The 18781-nt window shown below is 46.3% G+C and carries 16 protein-coding genes; 6 read left to right on the plus strand and 10 right to left on the minus strand.

Annotation, left to right across the window (positions count from 1 at the left end; all coding sequences use genetic code 11):
* Positions 1–633: EFR1 family ferrodoxin (locus tag DW039_RS05260; protein ID WP_120381774.1), on the plus strand; the 633-nt coding region annotated here is incomplete at its 5' end.
* Between the two features lie 3 nt (positions 634–636).
* On the opposite strand, the gene DW039_RS05265 is transcribed toward DW039_RS05260, so the two are convergent.
* Positions 637–1443, minus strand: a complete 807-nt coding sequence (locus tag DW039_RS05265) for a helix-turn-helix domain-containing protein (RefSeq protein ID WP_005826809.1) — start codon at positions 1441–1443, stop codon at positions 637–639.
* Positions 1444–1614: 171 nt separating this feature from the next.
* On the opposite strand from DW039_RS05265, the gene DW039_RS05270 reads away from it, so the two are divergent.
* The 3 genes from DW039_RS05270 (at position 1615) to gcvT (ending at position 5567) form a co-directional block, all read left to right on the plus strand.
* On the plus strand, positions 1615–3027 hold the full coding sequence (locus tag DW039_RS05270) for an amidophosphoribosyltransferase (protein WP_005826808.1): 1413 nt from the start codon (positions 1615–1617) through the stop codon (positions 3025–3027).
* A gap of 196 nt (positions 3028–3223) precedes the next feature.
* Positions 3224–4447, plus strand: coding sequence for a peptidase T (gene pepT / locus DW039_RS05275; protein WP_005826807.1), 1224 nt, complete (start codon positions 3224–3226; stop codon positions 4445–4447).
* Between the two features lie 31 nt (positions 4448–4478).
* Positions 4479–5567: a glycine cleavage system aminomethyltransferase GcvT gene (gene gcvT, locus DW039_RS05280; protein WP_120381775.1), complete on the plus strand. Its 1089-nt coding sequence runs from the start codon at positions 4479–4481 to the stop codon at positions 5565–5567.
* Positions 5568–5657: 90 nt separating this feature from the next.
* Here the strand turns inward: gcvT and DW039_RS05285 are convergent, their stop codons facing one another.
* Entirely contained in the window at positions 5658–7184 is a 1527-nt protein-coding gene (locus tag DW039_RS05285; protein WP_035449408.1) for a M48 family metallopeptidase, read from the minus strand.
* 181 nt (positions 7185–7365) lie between these two features.
* Positions 7366–7617, minus strand: a complete 252-nt coding sequence (locus DW039_RS05290) for a type B 50S ribosomal protein L31 (RefSeq protein WP_005835945.1) — start codon at positions 7615–7617, stop codon at positions 7366–7368.
* Between the two features lie 188 nt (positions 7618–7805).
* Between DW039_RS05290 and DW039_RS05295 the strand changes: the two genes are divergently transcribed.
* Both DW039_RS05295 and DW039_RS05300 read left to right on the plus strand, forming a co-directional pair.
* Positions 7806–8813, plus strand: coding sequence for an endonuclease/exonuclease/phosphatase family protein (locus tag DW039_RS05295; protein ID WP_117749565.1), 1008 nt, complete (start codon positions 7806–7808; stop codon positions 8811–8813).
* A 282-nt stretch (positions 8814–9095) separates the two neighbouring features.
* Positions 9096–10106 carry a class II fructose-bisphosphate aldolase gene (locus DW039_RS05300; RefSeq protein ID WP_005826798.1) on the plus strand — a complete coding sequence of 337 codons (1011 nt, stop codon included), beginning with the start codon at positions 9096–9098 and terminating at the stop codon, positions 10104–10106.
* A 468-nt stretch (positions 10107–10574) separates the two neighbouring features.
* Here DW039_RS05300 and DW039_RS05305 read toward each other — a convergent pair whose 3' ends face one another.
* From DW039_RS05305 to mce, 7 genes are all read right to left on the minus strand, one after another.
* Complete coding sequence (locus tag DW039_RS05305; RefSeq protein ID WP_005835949.1) at positions 10575–12425, minus strand: glycoside hydrolase family 13 protein; 1851 nt, start codon at positions 12423–12425, stop codon at positions 10575–10577.
* Between the two features lie 110 nt (positions 12426–12535).
* Entirely contained in the window at positions 12536–13888 is a 1353-nt protein-coding gene (locus DW039_RS05310; protein WP_005835952.1) for a lipopolysaccharide assembly protein LapB, read from the minus strand.
* 169 nt (positions 13889–14057) lie between these two features.
* Positions 14058–15218, minus strand: a complete 1161-nt coding sequence (locus DW039_RS05315; RefSeq protein WP_005826789.1) for a sodium ion-translocating decarboxylase subunit beta — start codon at positions 15216–15218, stop codon at positions 14058–14060.
* A gap of 1 nt (position 15219) precedes the next feature.
* A complete protein-coding gene (locus tag DW039_RS05320) occupies positions 15220–15654 on the minus strand; it encodes a biotin/lipoyl-containing protein (protein WP_005826788.1) in 435 nt (144 codons plus the stop codon).
* Positions 15655–15677: 23 nt separating this feature from the next.
* A complete protein-coding gene (locus tag DW039_RS05325; protein ID WP_008663742.1) occupies positions 15678–16610 on the minus strand; it encodes an OadG family transporter subunit in 933 nt (310 codons plus the stop codon).
* A gap of 31 nt (positions 16611–16641) precedes the next feature.
* Entirely contained in the window at positions 16642–18195 is a 1554-nt protein-coding gene (locus DW039_RS05330; protein WP_005826784.1) for an acyl-CoA carboxylase subunit beta, read from the minus strand.
* Positions 18196–18253: 58 nt separating this feature from the next.
* Positions 18254–18670, minus strand: coding sequence for a methylmalonyl-CoA epimerase (gene mce / locus DW039_RS05335; protein WP_009036790.1), 417 nt, complete (start codon positions 18668–18670; stop codon positions 18254–18256).
* Positions 18671–18781 lie beyond the last annotated feature (111 nt).

Below are 18781 nucleotides of genomic sequence, written 5' to 3' on the forward strand. Positions count from 1 at the left end.
GTGGGGCACTTTTTAAATGTTGTTCCGGGTCCCTTTTCAAGTGTTAGCTACACCTATGGTGCAAGGAAGTGCGATGCGGTAGAGATTTGGGACCGTATATCCCGTAAAGCCGACAATGCGTTCGACTATATCAACACTATCATCATGGTGGATAACTGGCTACCCAACTTCGACATGAACGAGCAACTCAAGATAGACAAGCACATCCCCGAGAACTTGCAGAAGATAACGGCAGATATCAACAGTCGGCAGCATTGGCACGAACCGGTGACGGAGGAGGAACGGCAACAGCACCAAGGTTTTATGCAGCGGAGTGGACTCGACCCCGAGGTGGGCTTCCTGATGAAAAGCGAGAAGTTCTTTACCGTGACTGATGCTTGTATTGACTGTGGCATCTGCACCTACGTTTGTCCGCGCGGCAATTATGAGCTGACGTCGAGAGGAGTGAAGACGTCCGGTGACTGCGAGTTCTGTTTTGCCTGCATACAGAATTGTCCGCAGAAGGCTATTCAGTTCATAAAGCAGGAAGATGGCTCTTTTCCTGACGGAACGGAGAAGAACCCCAATGCCCGCTATCGTAATGAGCATATTTCGCTAATAGATCTGAAACGGGCAAACAATCAAAAACTATAATCATTAACCTCTGTATTTTGTCGGATTTACACCCAGATGTTGTTGTACGTAACGGCTAAAATAAGCAGGAGAGGAAAAACCGAACATATCGGAAATACGGACGAACGTTAGTGATTTGTCGCGCAGCAAACGCGAGATGTCGAGTGTGGTATAACGGTTTATCCAGTAGTTTGCTGTATAACCGCTTACTTTCTTGGAAACTTCCGAAAGATATTTGGAGGTGACACATAGGCAGTCGGCATAATAGGTCACTTCACGATGCTCGCGGAAAGTTCCGTTCTCCAGCATGTTGAGGAAACGGCTCATGATGGAAGCATTTTGTACAGAGATATTGTCCTCGCCATATAGATGGGAGTGGAAATCGAAGAAGTCGAGTATCAACATCTGTGTGGAGGCGATAAGCATATCGCGATGGAAATGATGGTCTGTATTCCGGAGTCTGTATTCCACTTGTTCAAAATCCCGGAGACATAGCTCTTGCTGTTCGGTAGTCAGGGACATGATAGGATTGAGAAATAGGGAAAGTTGCCCTTTCATGCCGTAGTTGTTCTGTGGTGTACTCAGCACCACAAAGCCCGATGCGATATAGATGACCTTTACGCGAAAATCTTCTGAAGGTTGAATTTTCTCTACCAGTTTTCCTTTGCGGACAATCATCAGGTCGCCGGCACGTAGCTCGCGCTCCTCTCCATTGTACTTCAATCGGCAGATTCCTGACAGACAGAGGGCGTGTGCAAGATAGCCACTGTATGCGTCCGTCCCCAGACCTTGAAGAGTATCGGCTATTATAATATTTGCGGTTTCTCCCATTATACAGTTGTTTGGTTTCGATCACAAAAGTATATGTTTCCAATAATATAACTTCTATTGTGGGCAAGAAATATATTGCCTTTTTTATTCATTTCAAATCTGCCCGAATTTCGCAAATTCTTCATACCTTTGCATCCGTTAATTTTAGAAACCAATAACAAAACAGAACTTATGGGAGGTTTTTTCGGAACAGTCGCCAAGGCAACAAGCTGTGTGGCAGATTTGTTTTACGGCACAGATTATAATTCACATTTAGGGACAAAACGTGGTGGGTTGGCTACATACGATGCAGAAACGGAGCAGTTTACCCGTTCCATTCACAATCTGGAAAGCACTTATTTCCGCACGAAGTTTGAGGATGAACTGGATAAGTTCAAAGGAAATTCCGGAATAGGAATCATCAGTGACACAGACCCTCAACCCCTTATCCTTAACTCCCACCTCGGTCGCTTTGCCATTGTAACGGTAGCCAAAATAGTAAATCTGCAAGAACTGGAAACAAAACTGTTGGCCCAAAACATGCACTTCGCCGAACTCAGTTCGGGCAAAACCAATCAGACGGAACTTATCGCCCTCCTTATTATACAAGGAAAGACATTTGTCGAAGGAATTGAAAATGTGTATAAGCATATCAAAGGTTCCTGCTCCATGCTGTTATTGACGGAAGACGGCATCATTGCCGCTCGCGACCGCTGGGGACGTACTCCGATTGTGATTGGCAAGAAAGACGGAGCGTATGCCGCCACAAGTGAGTCGAGCAGCTTTCCGAATCTTGGTTATGAGATAGACCGTTATTTGGGACCCGGAGAGATTGTTCGCCTGCGTGCCGATGGTGTGGAACAGATGCGCAAGCCTGATGAGGGAATGCAGATTTGTTCCTTCCTATGGGTATATTACGGTTTCCCCACTTCCTGCTACGAAGGTAAGAATGTGGAGGAAGTGCGTTTTGCCTCCGGTTTCAAGATGGCACAGACAGATAAGTCAGAGGTGGATTGTGCCTGCGGTATTCCTGATTCGGGTGTAGGTATGGCGCTTGGGTATGCCGAAGGTAAAGGAGTTCCTTATCATCGTGCCATTTCCAAATATACTCCGACTTGGCCTCGTAGTTTTACTCCCAGCAAGCAGGAATTGCGTTCGCTGGTGGCAAAGATGAAGCTGATTCCCAATCGTGCCATGCTCGAGGGTAAGCGTCTGCTGTTCTGTGATGACTCTATTGTCCGGGGGACCCAGTTGCACGACAATGTGAAGGTGCTGTATGAGTATGGTGCCAAGGAGGTGCATATCCGGATTGCTTGTCCTCCATTGATATATAGCTGCCCGTTTGTAGGATTCACGGCTTCCAAAAGCGACATGGAACTGATTACCCGTCGTGTCATCAAGGAACTGGAGGGTGACGAGAATAAGAATCTCGATAAGTATGCCACTACCGGCTCACCCGAATACGAAAAGATGGTGGACGTTATCCGCGAGCGTTTCGGACTTTCATCCTTGAAGTTCAATACGTTGGAAACTCTGGTTGAGGCTATCGGATTGCCTAAGTGTAAGATATGTACGCATTGTTTTGATGGTAGCAGCCATTTTTGATTGACATTTTGTCCTTAAGAAATAAAAAAGAGGCGTGAATTGCTTGGCAGTTCACGCCCCTTTTTTTATCTTTACAGCACAAAATAGTGGTTAATGATTAGTGATTAATGATTAATGCCATTCGGATAATGCTTTTCGCCAATTACTAATCACTGACCATTAATCACTAACCATTAATCACTAATCATTATTCATCATGACTTTAGTAGAACGTTTTTTAAAGTACGTAAGCTTCGATACTCAGTCCAGTGAAGAGACTGAGATTACTCCGAGTACTCCGGGGCAAATGGTGTTTGCCCGGTATCTGAAAGAAGAATTGGAAACTTTGGGTCTGGAAGAAATCACGTTGGACGAAAATGGTTATCTGTTCGCCACTCTTCCTGCCAATACAGACAAGCCGTTGCCCGTCATCGGCTTTATTGCCCACATGGATACAAGCCCCGATATGAGTGGCAAGAATGTTTCTCCGCGTATCGTGCAGAATTATGACGGTAAGGACATTGTTCTTTGCGCCGAAGAGAATGTGGTTCTTTCTCCTGCCCAGTTCCCCGAACTGCTCGACCATCAAGGGGAAGATTTGATTGTGACCGACGGCAAGACCTTGCTTGGTGCCGATGATAAAGCCGGTATTGCCGAAATTGTATCGGCGGTGGTATATCTGAAGGAGCACCCCGAAATCAAGCACGGTAAAATCCGTATCGGCTTTAATCCGGATGAGGAAATCGGTCTGGGTGCCCATAAGTTCAATGTAGCGCAGTTCGGCTGCGAATGGGCCTATACCATGGATGGCGGAGAAGTGGGTGAACTTGAATTCGAGAACTTCAATGCGGCCTCTGCCAAGATAAGCTTCAAGGGACGGAATGTGCATCCGGGCTATGCCAAGAATAAGATGATTAACTCTATCCGCGTTGCCAACCGTTTCATGTCCATGCTTCCGGCTGACGAGGCTCCGGAGCATACCGAAGGTTACGAAGGTTTCTATCATCTGATAGGTATTACCGGCGAGGTGGAGCAGACAACAGTCTCTTACATTATCCGTGACCACGACCGCACCCGCTTCGAAGAGCGCAAGAAGGAGATGGAACGTCTTGTGGCAAAAATCAATGAAGAATACGGTCCGGGTACCGCTACTCTGGAACTTCGCGACCAATACTATAATATGCGCGAGCAGATTGAACCGGTGATGCATATCATCGACACCGCTTTTGCCGCCATGAAGGCGGTAGGTGTAGAGCCTCGTGTAAAAGCCATTCGCGGAGGTACGGACGGCGCCCAGCTCTCTTTCAAGGGCCTGCCTTGTCCCAATATCTTTGCCGGTGGCTTGAACTTCCACGGCCGCTATGAGTTCGTGCCTATCCAGAACATGGAGAAAGCCATGAACGTCATCGTCAAGATTGCCGAGCTCGTAGCAAGCAAATAGATAATTCATAACTCATAACTCTAATAGTTCCATGAAAACCACTCCGTTTACCGAAAAACACATCTCGCAGGGTGCCAAGATGCACGAGTTTGCGGGATATAATATGCCTATCGAGTATTCCGGCATCATTGACGAGCATCTTACAGTATGTCAGGGTGTCGGTGTATTCGACGTCTCACACATGGGAGAATTTTGGGTGAAAGGTCCCCATGCTTTGGACTTTCTGCAGAAAGTGACTTCCAATAACATAGCTGCCCTCACACCGGGGAAAGTACAGTATACCTGCTTCCCAAATGAAAATGGAGGCATTGTGGACGACCTTCTGGTCTATCATTATGAGCCGGAGAAATACCTGCTTGTCGTGAATGCGTCGAACATTGAGAAAGACTGGAACTGGTGTGTGTCTCATAACACGGAAGGCGCTGAATTGGAAAATGCTTCCGAGCACATGGCACAGCTTGCTGTGCAAGGACCGAAGGCTATTCAGGCTTTGCAGAAGCTGACTTCCATTAATCTTTCCGACCTTCCTTACTATACTTTTACCCACGGTGAGTTTGCCGGAGAAAAGGATGTCATTATCTCCAATACCGGATATACCGGCGCGGGTGGTTTTGAACTTTACTTCTATCCGGAGGCTGCCATGAAGATTTGGGATGCCGTGTTCGAGGCAGGCGCGGAGTTCGGCATTAAGCCAGTTGGTCTGGGTGCGCGCGATACGCTTCGTCTGGAAATGGGATTCTGTTTGTATGGCAATGATTTGGATGACACCACTTCGCCCATTGAAGCGGGTTTAGGATGGATTACCAAGTTTGTGGAGGGAAAGAACTTCACCAATCGCCCGATGCTGGAAAAACAGAAAGCGGAAGGCACTACCCGTAAGTTGGTGGGATTTGAGATGATAGACCGCGGTATCCCCCGTCATGGTTACGAGCTGTATAGTACAGACGGTATTGCCATCGGTGTGGTTACCTCCGGAACTATGTCGCCTACCCGTAAGATTGGTATCGGAATGGGGTATATCAGACCCGAATACAGCAAGGTCGGTACGGAAATCTGCATTGACATGCGGGGACGTAAGCTGAAAGCTGTGGTTGTGAAGCCGCCGTTCCGCAAACAGTAGTTTGAATAAATGACTGAGAATGAAGAATTTGGCTGCGCAATGATGCCGCATGACAAATTCTTCATTCTTTATTCTTAGTTATTCCTTTCTCTATATTCTGCTTATCCTATCCAGCATTTGGTTTGCCCAACCTATCTCTTTATTGGTCCATTCCTTTTCGGTTCCTTCTATGCCCTGGCCTTCGTAGGCCGAAAGCAAGATGATGTATTCTTTCAGTATATCGGTGGCTTGGGCTTGTTTGTTCATGCGCATCAATAATAGTATTTTTTGTTTATATATGTCCAGATTGGGGCTTGTTCCTGCCATCTCCTGGGCTTTATCAAGCATGGCGAGGCAGCGGTTGTTCACTTCTTCCGTATTAGACAGTGCCATTTCCGCTTTTACCAGGATGATGTAGTCATTGTCCGTGGCTAGTCTGTTGTCAATGTTCTTGCGTATCAGCCGGGCAGTTTCCTTATAGCGCTTGTTGGCGTAGTTCATACTTGCGTTGAAAGAAACGACATCGCTGGTAGTCCGTAGGTAGGGGCGGGCACTCAAGCTATGGGATTCACCGGCCTTTTCTATACGCTTTTGCAGGTCGCCGATGCTGCCGTAGCGAGGAATATCCTTGTTGCGCTGGTGCAGGTTGTAATACCCTATAATTTTACTGAGGGCCGATGCGATTCCGTCGGGATTATAGCCCTTGAATGCCAGAAGTTGGCGCGCAAGGCGGTCTGAAGAGATTTCCTGGGAAGTTTTGTATTTCATCCCCAACCGGTCCGTTGCCGGAATGCTCAAAAGGGAAGCGATGGCTCCGATATCTGCCACCAGACTGACGGCATAAGCATCTTCATTATCGTCCCAGTAGGCCACATCGAGGGCTGCACTGGCGGTAGTGGCAAAGACATCTGCCCAAAAAGCTGCACGCTTGGCACGCCGCTCGGCACGGTAAATGTTGTTTACCTGATGGTCGAGGACGAAATGTCCCAGCTCACATGCGATGACGGCGGCCAGTTCGTCTTCGGAATCAAGAGTGCAGAGGAGGCCCGTACTGATAACCATGGAGCCGTTGGGAAGCATGAAGGCATCTGGTTCGGGCGACTGGATGATACGTATGTTCAGACTCTCCCCGCGATTGCTGTCAATGGTGGTGGCGTTCAACTTGGAGAACACTCCCTGCACGTACGAAACGATGTAATCTTCCTGATAGGCTATCTCATTCAGTTTGTCGAGATAGTCCAGGCACTCTTCGTCGATTTCCTGGCGCAGTTTGTGCTTGTAGCCGCGGTCGCTGAAATATTCGTAAAGATGGTTTTTCAAGTATATCTGCTGCCAGAATTCCCGGTCGGTTTGCGGAGCGGATATGGCAATGTGCCCCATCTCATTCGAAGGAATGGTCTCTTGCATGCCGTTCATTTCGACAGCATAGTAAATGTTGTTGCTGCTTTCACCGGGATTCTTCATTTTGACAACCCGGCGGATAATGACCGGTGTACCGGCGGGAGATTGCCGGTACTCTTTTGTCAATTCTCCTTTGACAGCGATGTTCCCGCTTAAATCTTTGTACTTTTGGGGCTTGGCAAATCCTGCCGTTGCGACAAGGATTGTCAGGATGAATAGGGTGGCAAGTCGTTTCATGATTAGTATATGTTTTCGGTTTTGATGATACAAAAATAGGGAAGTGTTTTTTCCCTTTCTCGTTTTTTTCCCTATTCTGTGATAGGAGATTCCCTATTTATCGGTCCTGCAGTGGAGGCGGAAACAAAAAAGGGAACCTTTCAGTGAAAGACTCCCTTTTTTCAGTTTGCTTGAAAACTGATTATTTCTTACGGTTACCGTAACGGCTCATGAACTTATCAACACGACCGGCAGTGTCAACCAGCTTAGACTTACCTGTGTAGAACGGGTGAGAAGTGCTGGAGATTTCCAGCTTTACCAGCGGATAAGTTTCACCTTCGAATTCGATAGTCTCTTTCGTGTTGCAAGTGGAACGAGACAAGAATACATCACCATTTGACATATCTTTAAATACTACCGGACGGTAATTTTCAGGATGAATACCTTTTTTCATTTTGATATTTTCTTTTAAAAATTTATATTCTGTTACTATTTTGGTAATAAATAGTGTAATGGTCTTCTTTTCAGAGCGCAAAGATAGTGCAAGTTGGAGACTCTACAAAATAAATTCAGATTTATTTTTATTTAGTAGGTTTATCGCATTTTATTTCTGATTTTTGCAGGACTTAATCTTGTGAATTTATGAGGAAACTACTTGTCTTATGCTCTTTCTGGCTGTGCGTGGCAACGCTGGGGGCACAAAATGCGGAACGGAAACTGTATAGTGTTGCGTTCTATAATCTTGAAAACCTGTTCGATACGGTTCATGATGCCGGTAAGAACGACCATGAGTTCCTGCCCGACGGCAGTTACCAATGGACGGTAAAGAAGTATGAGTCTAAACTACAGAACCTTTCCAAAGTGTTGGGTTCCCTTTCGCGTGATTTAGTGCCGGAAGGTCCGGCATTCATCGGTGTGGCAGAGGCGGAGAACAGCCGAGTGCTGGAAGACCTCGTGAAGCAGCCGGCCATTTCCAATTATGAGTTCGTGCATTATGAAGGACCGGACAGACGGGGTATAGACTGTGCCTTGCTGTACGACCCGAAGCAGTTCAGCGTTACCCACTCGAAGTTGGTGCTTTCCACTCCTTTTGAGGGGGATACGGTGCACTTGACGCGCGGCTTCCTGATTGTGGACGGACAACTGGCGGGAGAGCGTGTCTGCGTGATAGTGAACCACTGGCCCTCCCGTGGGGCGAAGTCACCGGTGCGTGTGCATGCAGCCAGGCAAGTAAAGGCCTTGAAGGACTCTCTGATGCGTAGCGACAAGAAGCTGAAGCTCATCGTGATGGGGGATATGAATGACGACCCGATGGATGAAAGCATGGAGGTGCTGGGTGCACGCAAATATCCGAAGCAGGTGAAGAAAGGCGAATTCTACAATCCCTGGTGGGAGACACTGGAAGACAAGGGAGTGGGGACATTGCTCTATCGGGGCAAGTGGAACTTGTTTGACCAGATTGTCATTTCGAAACCGTTGCTGAAGGCTAAGAAAGGGTTGCGCTATGATCACAATGAAGTTTTCATCCGCGATTATCTGATTCAGCAGGATGGCAAATACAAAGGTTCCCCCTTGCGTACGCATGGAGGCAGGACTTGGCTGAACGGTTACAGTGACCATTTGCCGACCATCATCTATCTGAAAAATTAGTATTACATAATAATGTGTAAACAGATGCCGGAGAGCAAACATGTTCTCCGGCTTTTTTGTTGATAGAAGTATAGATGGCAAAAGTATGGCTGGCAGAGATAAATGCAAAGAGTTTGTAATATAGAGATTACAATAATCTGTTAAATGAAGCCAATAGCTTTAAAATAGAATGGATTTGGTAGGATGAGCCGGATATTTTATTCCTCTCAAGTTCTTTACTTTAAAGGATAATGATTACTTTTGCGTAGAATTTTAATTCACTAACAATAAAATTTAAACAAAATGGTTAATTACAAAGATTTAGGACTGGTAAACACAAGAGAGATGTTTGCTAAGGCTATCAAAGGTGGATATGCTATTCCGGCATTCAACTTCAACAATATGGAACAGATGCAGGCTATCATCAAGGCTGCAGTTGAAACAAAGTCTCCGGTTATTCTTCAGGTATCTAAGGGTGCCCGTCAGTATGCCAACGCTACGCTGTTGCGTTACATGGCTCAGGGTGCTGTTGAGTACGCTAAGGAATTGGGTTGCAAACATCCTGAAATTGTTCTTCACCTCGACCATGGAGATACATTCGAAACTTGCAAGAGCTGTATCGACTCCGGTTTCTCTTCAGTAATGATTGACGGTTCACACCTTCCGTACGAAGAAAACGTTGCACTGACTAAGAAGGTAGTTGATTATGCTCATCAGTTCGACGTAACTGTAGAAGGCGAACTCGGTGTATTGGCCGGTGTAGAAGATGAAGTTTCTGCAGAACACCATACATATACTAATCCTGAAGAAGTTATTGACTTCGCTACCCGTACAGGTTGCGATTCACTGGCTATCTCAATCGGTACTTCTCACGGTGCATACAAGTTCAAACCCGAACAATGCCACGTTGACCCTGCTACCGGTCGTCTGGTTCCTCCTCCTCTGGAATTTGCCGTTCTGGATGCTGTAATGGAGAAACTCCCGGGATTCCCCATCGTTCTTCACGGTTCTTCTTCAGTTCCTCAGGAAGAAGTTGATACTATCAACAAGTATGGTGGCAAATTGGAAGCTGCTATCGGTATTCCCGAAGAACAGTTGCGTAAGGCTGCCAAGTCTGCTGTTTGCAAAATCAACATCGACTCTGACTCACGTCTGGCTATGACAGCTGCTATCCGCAAGACATTTGCTGAAAAACCGGCAGAATTCGACCCGCGTAAGTATCTGGGTCCGGCTCGTGACAATATGGAAAAACTGTACAAGCATAAAATCATCAACGTGCTTGGTTCAGAGAACAAATTGGCTCAACTGGACTAATCGAAAGATAATCCGAATATAGCGTCAGCCCTTGCAATATTGATGTTGCAAGGGCTGACTTGTTGTATATAGGCCGGTGTTGTGGGATGGTTAAGTTCGCCGCTTATTTCAGAAGCGGATGTTTCAACGTGTACAACAGTCTGTTTCCTTTAACAAAACAGTCTGTTTCCCTTAACTGAACAGTTTGTTTCAATAAAGAGAACACTTCGTTCCAATATGCAAAAACACTTCGTTCCAATACGTAAGAACACTTTGTTTCTACATATCCGAACACTTTGTTTCTCTATACTGGAACAAAGTGTTCACTGTTATGAACTAACAGATTAGCTGTATTTGAGGCCGGTGAAAGGCATACCCCGGACACCTATTCCATACTAAAAATCCCTTGCAGATGGCTGGCAGGAGAAGTGTCTGCCAGCTATCTGCAAGGGAGATTTGCAAGAATGAGCTCTCTGTGTGGAGTACGCGTTATAATTCTATCACTAATGATTCTCTGGGGCCCATCTTCAGCTCTTCACCGAAGGTGATGGCCTTGCCGCTAAGAATATCTTTTCCCTGCTTGCTGTCTTTTAGGATTTCCTTGTAGAATTTCAAAGGAACGGTGGTTTCTGCATCTGTACCGTTCAGCATCACGAATATCGTCTTGCCTTCGTACTGGCGTGCGTAGGCATAAACACCATTCTGTACCATGAACTGCACCATGCTGCCTTTGGCAATCACATCGTTTCCTTTACGCCAGTTCAGGATGGTCTTGTAGAAGTCGTAGCACTCGTTCTGTATCTTGGTACGTCCGGCTGGGGTCAGTGCGTTTGTTGCGTCACCGGTCCATCCGCCGGGGAAGTCCTTGCGGACATAGCCGTCGCTCTTGCTCTTCACGCCATTCATCATGACTTCCGTTCCGTAGTAGAGTTGCGGAATGCGGCGGGTGGTAAGCAGCAGGGTAGAGGCTTGCTTCAGCATCGGAAGGTTGTTGCCCTCGCCCAGGAAGCGGTCGGTGTCGTGGTTTTCGATGAATGCCAGTACGGAAGCGGGGTTGGGGTAGAGGAAGTCGTATACGAAGTTATTGTATATGCGGTCCAGTCCCTTGAACCAAGTTTCGGTCTGTTCATTCTTGGCGGTGTTTATCTTGTCAAAGAAGCTGAAGTCCATAACGGTCTTGAGGTTACTGTTCTTGGGGGCTGATAGCTTGGAATCCTTCTGCCACCAGGCGGTGTAGGCGGGTTCGGTAACCCAGGTCTCGCCCACGGTGTTGTAGTTGGGATATTCTTCGTTGAGCTCTTTCATCCAGTTGCTCATGGCATCATAGTCGGCATACGGGTAAGTGTCCATGCGGATGCCGTCGATGTTGGCGAATTCAATCCACCAGAAACTGTTCTGTACCAGGTAGCGGTAAACGTGAGGGTTCTTCTGGTTGAGGTCGGGCATGGAAGGTACGAACCAGCCGTCGTTCATCTGGTCGGCATCGTACTGGGAAGTATAAGGGTCTACGTGCGGGGTCAGTTTGAAGGAGGTCTGCACGAAGTTGTTTTCGTGGTCGGGGTTGTTGAACCAGTCTTTGGAGGGCATGTCCTTAATCCATACATGCTCTACGCCGCAGTGGTTGAAAATCATGTCCATTACGATTTTGATGCCGCGTGCATGGGCTTTTTCAATCAGTTGCTTGTATTCTTCGTTGGTACCGAAGCGCGGGTCTACCTTGTAGTAGTCTGTGGTGGCATAGCCGTGATAGGAACCGCCGGTCATGTTGTTTTCCAGTACCGGAGTAAACCAGAGGGCTGTGACGCCGAGGTCGGAGAAGTAGTCCAGGTGTTGTTCGATGCCGGCAAGGTCACCGCCGTGGCGTGCATTGGGGTCTTTGCGGTCTATCTTGTACTCGGCCATGCCCGCAATCTGGTCATTGTCCGGGTTGCCATTGGCAAAGCGGTCGGGCATCAGCAGGTACAGTGCGTCGGAGGCGTCGAAACCTTTATGTTCGCAACCTTTCTTGTTGCGTGCCTTCAGTTCATATTCCTTTACGAGTTTCTTTTTTCCTTCAGTGAAGGTGAGGTTGAATTTGCCGGGTTTTACATCCTTGTCCAGTTTCAGATAGACCAGGAGGTAGTTGTTGCTTTCCAGCTTGACGGTGCTGCTCAATGAGACGCCGGGATAATTGACGGATACTGCCGCGTTGCCGATGCCTTCGCCATAGACCATCAGCTGGAGTTCCGGGTTCTGCATGCCGGTGTACCAAAACGGAGGGTCGATTTTGTTCACATTCATAGCTGCATACGTACTGAGGGAGAGTAAGAGTGTTCCCAAGATTAAGAATACTTTTTTCATGATAGTAACTTTACGGTTAATTTTTGCGCTAATTTAAAACAAATAACGGAGAAAGTTAATCTTTCTCCGTTACTGTACCTTATTATATTATGCAAACGTTTTCATTGGGGCTATTTGATGGGGGTTACGCTGGCGGTATCGACCTTTCCCTTGAAGAAGTCCTCTTTCTTGCGCTTTTCTCTGATGTCCTTCAGCCAGTTTTCGGCGGCATTGTATCGGTTGTCTTCTCCGATGATGGGAACTCCGTCCGCATCTACTTCCTGCACTTTGTCCTTGCTGTTTTTCGGACGGGTTTTCAGGTAGGCCGTCAGATATCTCTCTGCTTTGGACACATCTTTCAGATAGTAATAATAGATAAAGGCTGCGTCGTAGAGCAGTTTGTGTTTCTGCCGGTCGTATTTTTCGTATTGCGTCAGAAGGGTATTCGCCTGGTCGGTGTATTGAAATGCCATCTTGTAGCAGTCCGCAAGCCCCACATATAGGCGGGACATGACACTGTCGCTGGGCATGGCGAGGCTTACGGCAGTTTCCAGATAAGTCACTCCATCCTCTTTCCATGATGTCTTGGAGCAGGCGCGTCCCAGATAATAGAGAACGTTGATGTTGGTATTGTCATCTTTAAGAGCCCTTTCCAGCAGGTCGTGTGCTGGGTAGAAGTCTTCGAGGGCATAATAGCTGATTCCGGCGTAGAAGCAGGTTTGGAAAGAACTGTCTTTTTCCTGTAACAGTTGTTCATATCTTTCTATTGCTTTGGGGTAATCTTTGTTCAGGCAATAGGCTTGGGCATTGATGCGGTTCACAAGGACGTTGGTGGAGTCTATGGAACGGTATTTCTCCGTTATGTTTATGGCGTCTTCATACTGGTGGCCTGCTACATAGATGTTGCCGAGTTTGGCAGCAGACAGGTAATCATTGGGATATCTTTTCTGTATGTCCAGGTAGGCATCTATCACATGCATGATTTCTGTGTTGTCATAGACTTGCCCCATACTTTCGGCTCTAAGGTGTAGTACATAGGCGGAACTGTCCCTTTCTGCCAGCAGGTTGCTTTCCTTTAGAGACTCACGGTATCTCTTCATGTTCATCAGCAGACTGATATACTGAATGCGTGCGTATTTATTGTCCGGATTTATGTGGAGCGCATTTTGGTAGTAATCCAGTGCCTCGCTATATTTGGCAAGTGATTTGCAGCATTCGGCAGCTTCAATGTATGCCCGGGGATTGAGAGAATCCTGAGCTACGACTTCCTGAAATACGCTCAGAGCTTCAAGGTTATTGCCCAGCCCTTTCAGCGCTTTCCCTTTTTGGTAGAGTAGGGGGACGGTCGGGGTTTCTTGATCGATCAGCATCAAGGCTGTTTCATAATCGTAGTTGGCCATCGCCTCTTGAATGGGATTTGTGGTCTGTGCCGCCAGAAGCGAACAGCATGCACTGAAACATAAGGAGATAAAAAGCTTTCGCATACAGTATATCATTTATATGAGGTTAAACTGACTGCAAGTTACTAAAAAGAATGTATTTACGAAATAATCGTAATCTGTTTTAGATAGATTAACGAAAAAGCCCCTCCAAAAATGAAGGGGCTCTAAAATAGTTCAGAATTCAAGCCGGATAACGGAATGAATAAATGTATTACATTAAGAATCCCAGCAGGATACCTGCTGCTACAGCGGAACCGATTACACCGGCAACGTTCGGGCCCATGGCATGCATCAGCAGATAGTTGGTAGGATCGTATTCCAGACCTACTACTTGGGAGATACGTGCAGAGTCGGGTACGGCAGATACACCGGCATTACCGATCAACGGATTAATCTTGTTGCCTTTCTTCAGGAAGAGGTTGAAAATCTTCACGAAGATGACACCGGATGCTGTGGCAATGACAAATGATAAGGCGCCCAGACCGAATATCTTGATTGAATCAAGGGTTAAGAACTCGGATGCTTGCGTAGAAGCACCTACTGTCAAACCAAGCAGAATAGTAATGGTATCAATCAGCGGACCACTGGCTGTGTTTGCCAGACGACGTGTAACTCCACTTTCTTTCAGTAAATTACCGAAGAACAGCATACCCAGCAAAGGCAGACCGGATGGTACAAGGAATGTGGTCAGTAACAAACCGATAATCGGGAACATTACTTTTTCCGTATGTGAAACCACACGGGGAGGTTTCATACGGATAAGACGTTCATTTTTACTGGTCAGCCAACGCATAATAGGCGGCTGTATCACCGGTACTAATGCCATATATGAATAGGCTGATACTGCAATGGCACCCATTAAGTTAGGAGCCAGTTTAGAAGAGAGGAAGATGGCAGTCGGACCATCGGCACCACCAATGATACCGATTGCACCAGCCTGCATCGGGTCAAATCCTATGGCAAGGGCAATCATATAAGCACCGAATATACCGAATTGGGCTGCTGCACCAACCAACATTAATTTGGGGTTCGATATCAAAGCAGAGAAATCCGTCATGGCACCGATACCCAGGAATATGAGTGGCGGGTACCAACCGGAGGTTACTCCCTGGTACAGAATATTAAGTACGGAACCTTCTTCATAGATACCGACTTTTAATCCGGCTTCCATATTGAAAGGTATATTACCAATCAGCATACCGAAACCGATAGGAATTAATAGCATCGGCTCAAATTCCTTGGCTACAGCCAAGTATATGAAAAACAAACCTACCAGAAGCATTACCACATGTCCTACCGTTGCATTGGCAAAACCTGTATAAGTCCAGAAGTCGGCAAGGTTGTTTCCTAAAAATGTGATAAATTCTCCCATATTATTCAATAATTACGAGGTCAGTACCTTCGAGAACAGAGTCCCCTTTGTTTACATTGATGGCTGTAATCTTACCGTCTTTATCAGCATTGATATTGTTTTCCATCTTCATGGCTTCCAAAATGATGATAACTTGTCCCTTCTTTACTGTATCGCCGACATTTACTTTGATATCGAGGATTACACCGGGAAGCGGAGATTTTACACCTGACTTGCCGGTAGAAGCAGCGGCCGGTTTTACTACCGGAGTAGCAGGAGCAGCAGGAGCGGATGTGGCTGCCGGACGTGCTACCGGTTTAACAACTACCTTCGGTGCTTTTTCCATTTCAACTTTGTAGGGAGTACCGTTCACTTCTACATGAGCGATGTTGTCTTCAATATCTCCAATGGCAACTTTATATACGTTACCGTTAATTTTATATTTATATTCTTTCATCGTTTTATTTTATTATGGGTGACTTACTTTTTGTGAGGAGTCTCACGCAACGTATAAATCTTTGAACTCCACGGTGAGTAACTGCGTTTTACACGGGTAATGGTAAGTATCGTGTCTTCCACATCGTGTACATCGCTTTGGAATTCGTGCATGGCCATTGAAATGGCAGCAAAAACTTCTCCCGGAGCCTGCCCCAGTTGTTTCTCTTTTGCTTCTTGTTTATCAGTAATACCTTTAGCTTTCATGGCATTGCGTTTGCTGAGGTTAACTGATATTTTACCTATAATCTTGAAGGAGATGTAGAGTAATATCAGCCCGCAGAATACAACGCTCATGGCAGAAATAGCCATACCGATACCTACGCTGTCATGCTCTTCGAATTTTTCCATTTTGGCATTGCTGTCGATAGTCTTGTTGTTGGTACTCGGAGTGACATATTTATCTTCGCTTCCACCCTTTACTTCCCATTGGTCGGCTGCATCACTGACACGGGCATAGGATTGGTTGGCTTTTAAAGTACCGGCAGGCACTATGACTTGATCAAGCAATTTCTTGCCGGAATCATACAACCCAATCCAGTTGGCATTTGTGGCATCCAGTTTGAAGTTCGTATGAAATGTACCGCGTCTTGGTTCTCCATCAGCCCAGAAAAGTGCATGCTGACGTGGTTTTATGAGTGTCAGAACGTCACCTTTGGGAATGAAATAACTGGCAGTATCACCCGGCTGGCTGCTGAATTTCAGATAGCAACCTGCAAGGTCGGCGCTGCCGTATGATCTGTTGAATATTTCAATCCATGCGCTGTGCACACCGTAGTCATCCTGATAGTTGCTCTCGTTGTTGACCAGCACTTCATTCAGCAGCAGTTTGTTGTTCGATTTCTGTTCTTTGCAAGAAGAGCAAAAGCCTAACACCAGCATCAATGAAAGGAATATTCCGATTTTTGTTTTATTCATAATCGTTCTTGTTTTAGTGTGAAAAGCTTGATTACAAGGGAATATTACCATGCTTCTTAGCCGGGTTAGTCAATTTCTTGGTTTGCAACTGTTGCAGGGCACGAATGATGCGGAAACGTGTGTTACGCGGTTCGATAACATCATCAATGTAGCCATATTTAGCTGCATTATAAGGATTGGCAAACAACTTGGTGTATTCAGCCTCTTTTTCAGCCAGGAATTGAGCCGGATTTTCCTGCTCTTTGGCTTCGCGGGCATATAATACTTCTACAGCACCTGCACCACCCATTACAGCGATTTCAGCAGTAGGCCAAGCATAATTCATGTCGCCACGCAGCTGCTTACAGCTCATCACGATGTGCGAACCACCGTAGGATTTACGCAGTGTGATGGTAACCTTGGGTACAGTAGCTTCACCGTATGCATACAGCAGTTTGGCACCGTGCAGGATGACGCCGTTGTACTCCTGGCCGGTTCCCGGAAGGAATCCCGGTACGTCTACCAATGATACGATAGGAATATTGAAGGCGTCGCAGAAACGGACGAAGCGTGCGCCCTTGCGGGATGCGTTGCTGTCGAGCACACCTGCCAGATACTTCGGCTGGTTGGCAACAATACCTACGGACTGTCCGTTGAAACGTGCGAAACCAATAATGATATTCTTTGAATAATCTTTTTGGATTTCGAGGAACTCACCATTATCTATGATAGCGCCAATTACCTCGTACATATCGTACGGTTTGTTCGGGTTATCAGGAATGATATCGTTCAGGGAATCTTCCAGACGGTCAATAGGGTCTGTACAGTCTACATAGGGAGCTTCTTCCAGATTGTTCTGGGGAATGTAGCTCAACAGTTTGCGGATAAGGGCCAAACCTTCTTCTTCTGTCTGTGCAGTAAAATGAGTAACACCAGATTTGGTGGAGTGAACGCTCGCGCCACCCAGGTTTTCCTGGCTTACGTCTTCTCCGGTTACAGTCTTTACTACCTTCGGACCGGTAAGGAACATGTAGGATGTACCTTCCATCATCAAAGTAAAGTCTGTCAAGGCAGGAGAGTAAACGGCGCCACCAGCACAAGGACCGAAAATACCGGAAATCTGCGGAATGACACCCGAAGCAAGTATGTTACGTTGGAAGATTTCAGCGTAGCCAGCCAAGGCATTAATACCTTCCTGAATACGTGCACCGCCCGAGTCGTTGATACCGATACACGGAGCACCCATTTTCATGGCTTGGTCCATAATCTTACAGATTTTCAGAGACATGGTTTCGGACAGTGAACCGGCAGAAACTGTGAAGTCCTGTGCGAAGATATAAACCAGACGGCCTTCGATTGTACCGCAACCGGTTACTACACCGTCACCGGGGTAGTGTTTCTTTTCCATGCCGAAGTTGGTGCATCTATGTTCTACGAACATGTCCATTTCTTCGAAACTGCCTTCGTCAAGAAGCATGGCTATACGCTCACGAGCTGTATATTTACCCTTCTCGTGTTGCTTTGCAATCGCTTTTTCACCACCACCGAGACGTGCTGCAGCGCGGCGGTCTATAAGCTCTTTAATCTTTTCAAGTTGATTACTCATGAATTTATATTCTTTAAGTGTTTATACAATTTATGATTTGATGATTTTACAGTCTTGCTTATTCCGGTTTTTCGCAAAGCTCGGTCAGGACACCGAGAGTTGACTTCGGATGCAGGAATGCAATGTTCAGACCTTCTGCACCTTTGCGGGGAGCTTTGTCTATAAGGCGGATACCTTTTTCTTCGACTTCGGCAAGCGCACCGGCCACTCCGTCTTCAACGGCGAATGCGAGATGATGCATGCCACCGTTACCGTTGTTCTTTTCGATGAACTTGGCAATTGTGCTTTCGGGAGAAGTAGGTTCCAACAATTCGATCTTTACATCGCCCACTTTCAGGAAAGCGGTTCTAACTTTCTGATCTTCCACGGTTTCGATGTTGTAGCATTTCAAACCTAAAACGTTTTCGTAGTACGGAAGGGCTTCTTCAATGCTCTTAACGGCAATGCCCAGATGCTCAATGTGTGAAATCTTCATAACTATATAAATTAATGTTAGTATTGTATCCTTTTTAATAAAGGTATAAAGCAGCACAAAGAAAGAGAATTCTTCCTTAATAAAGAAATTTTTCATCAATTAATTAATGGT

Source organism: Bacteroides sp. AF39-16AC (assembly GCF_003602735.1).
Lineage (GTDB): Bacteria > Bacteroidota > Bacteroidia > Bacteroidales > Bacteroidaceae > Bacteroides > Bacteroides uniformis.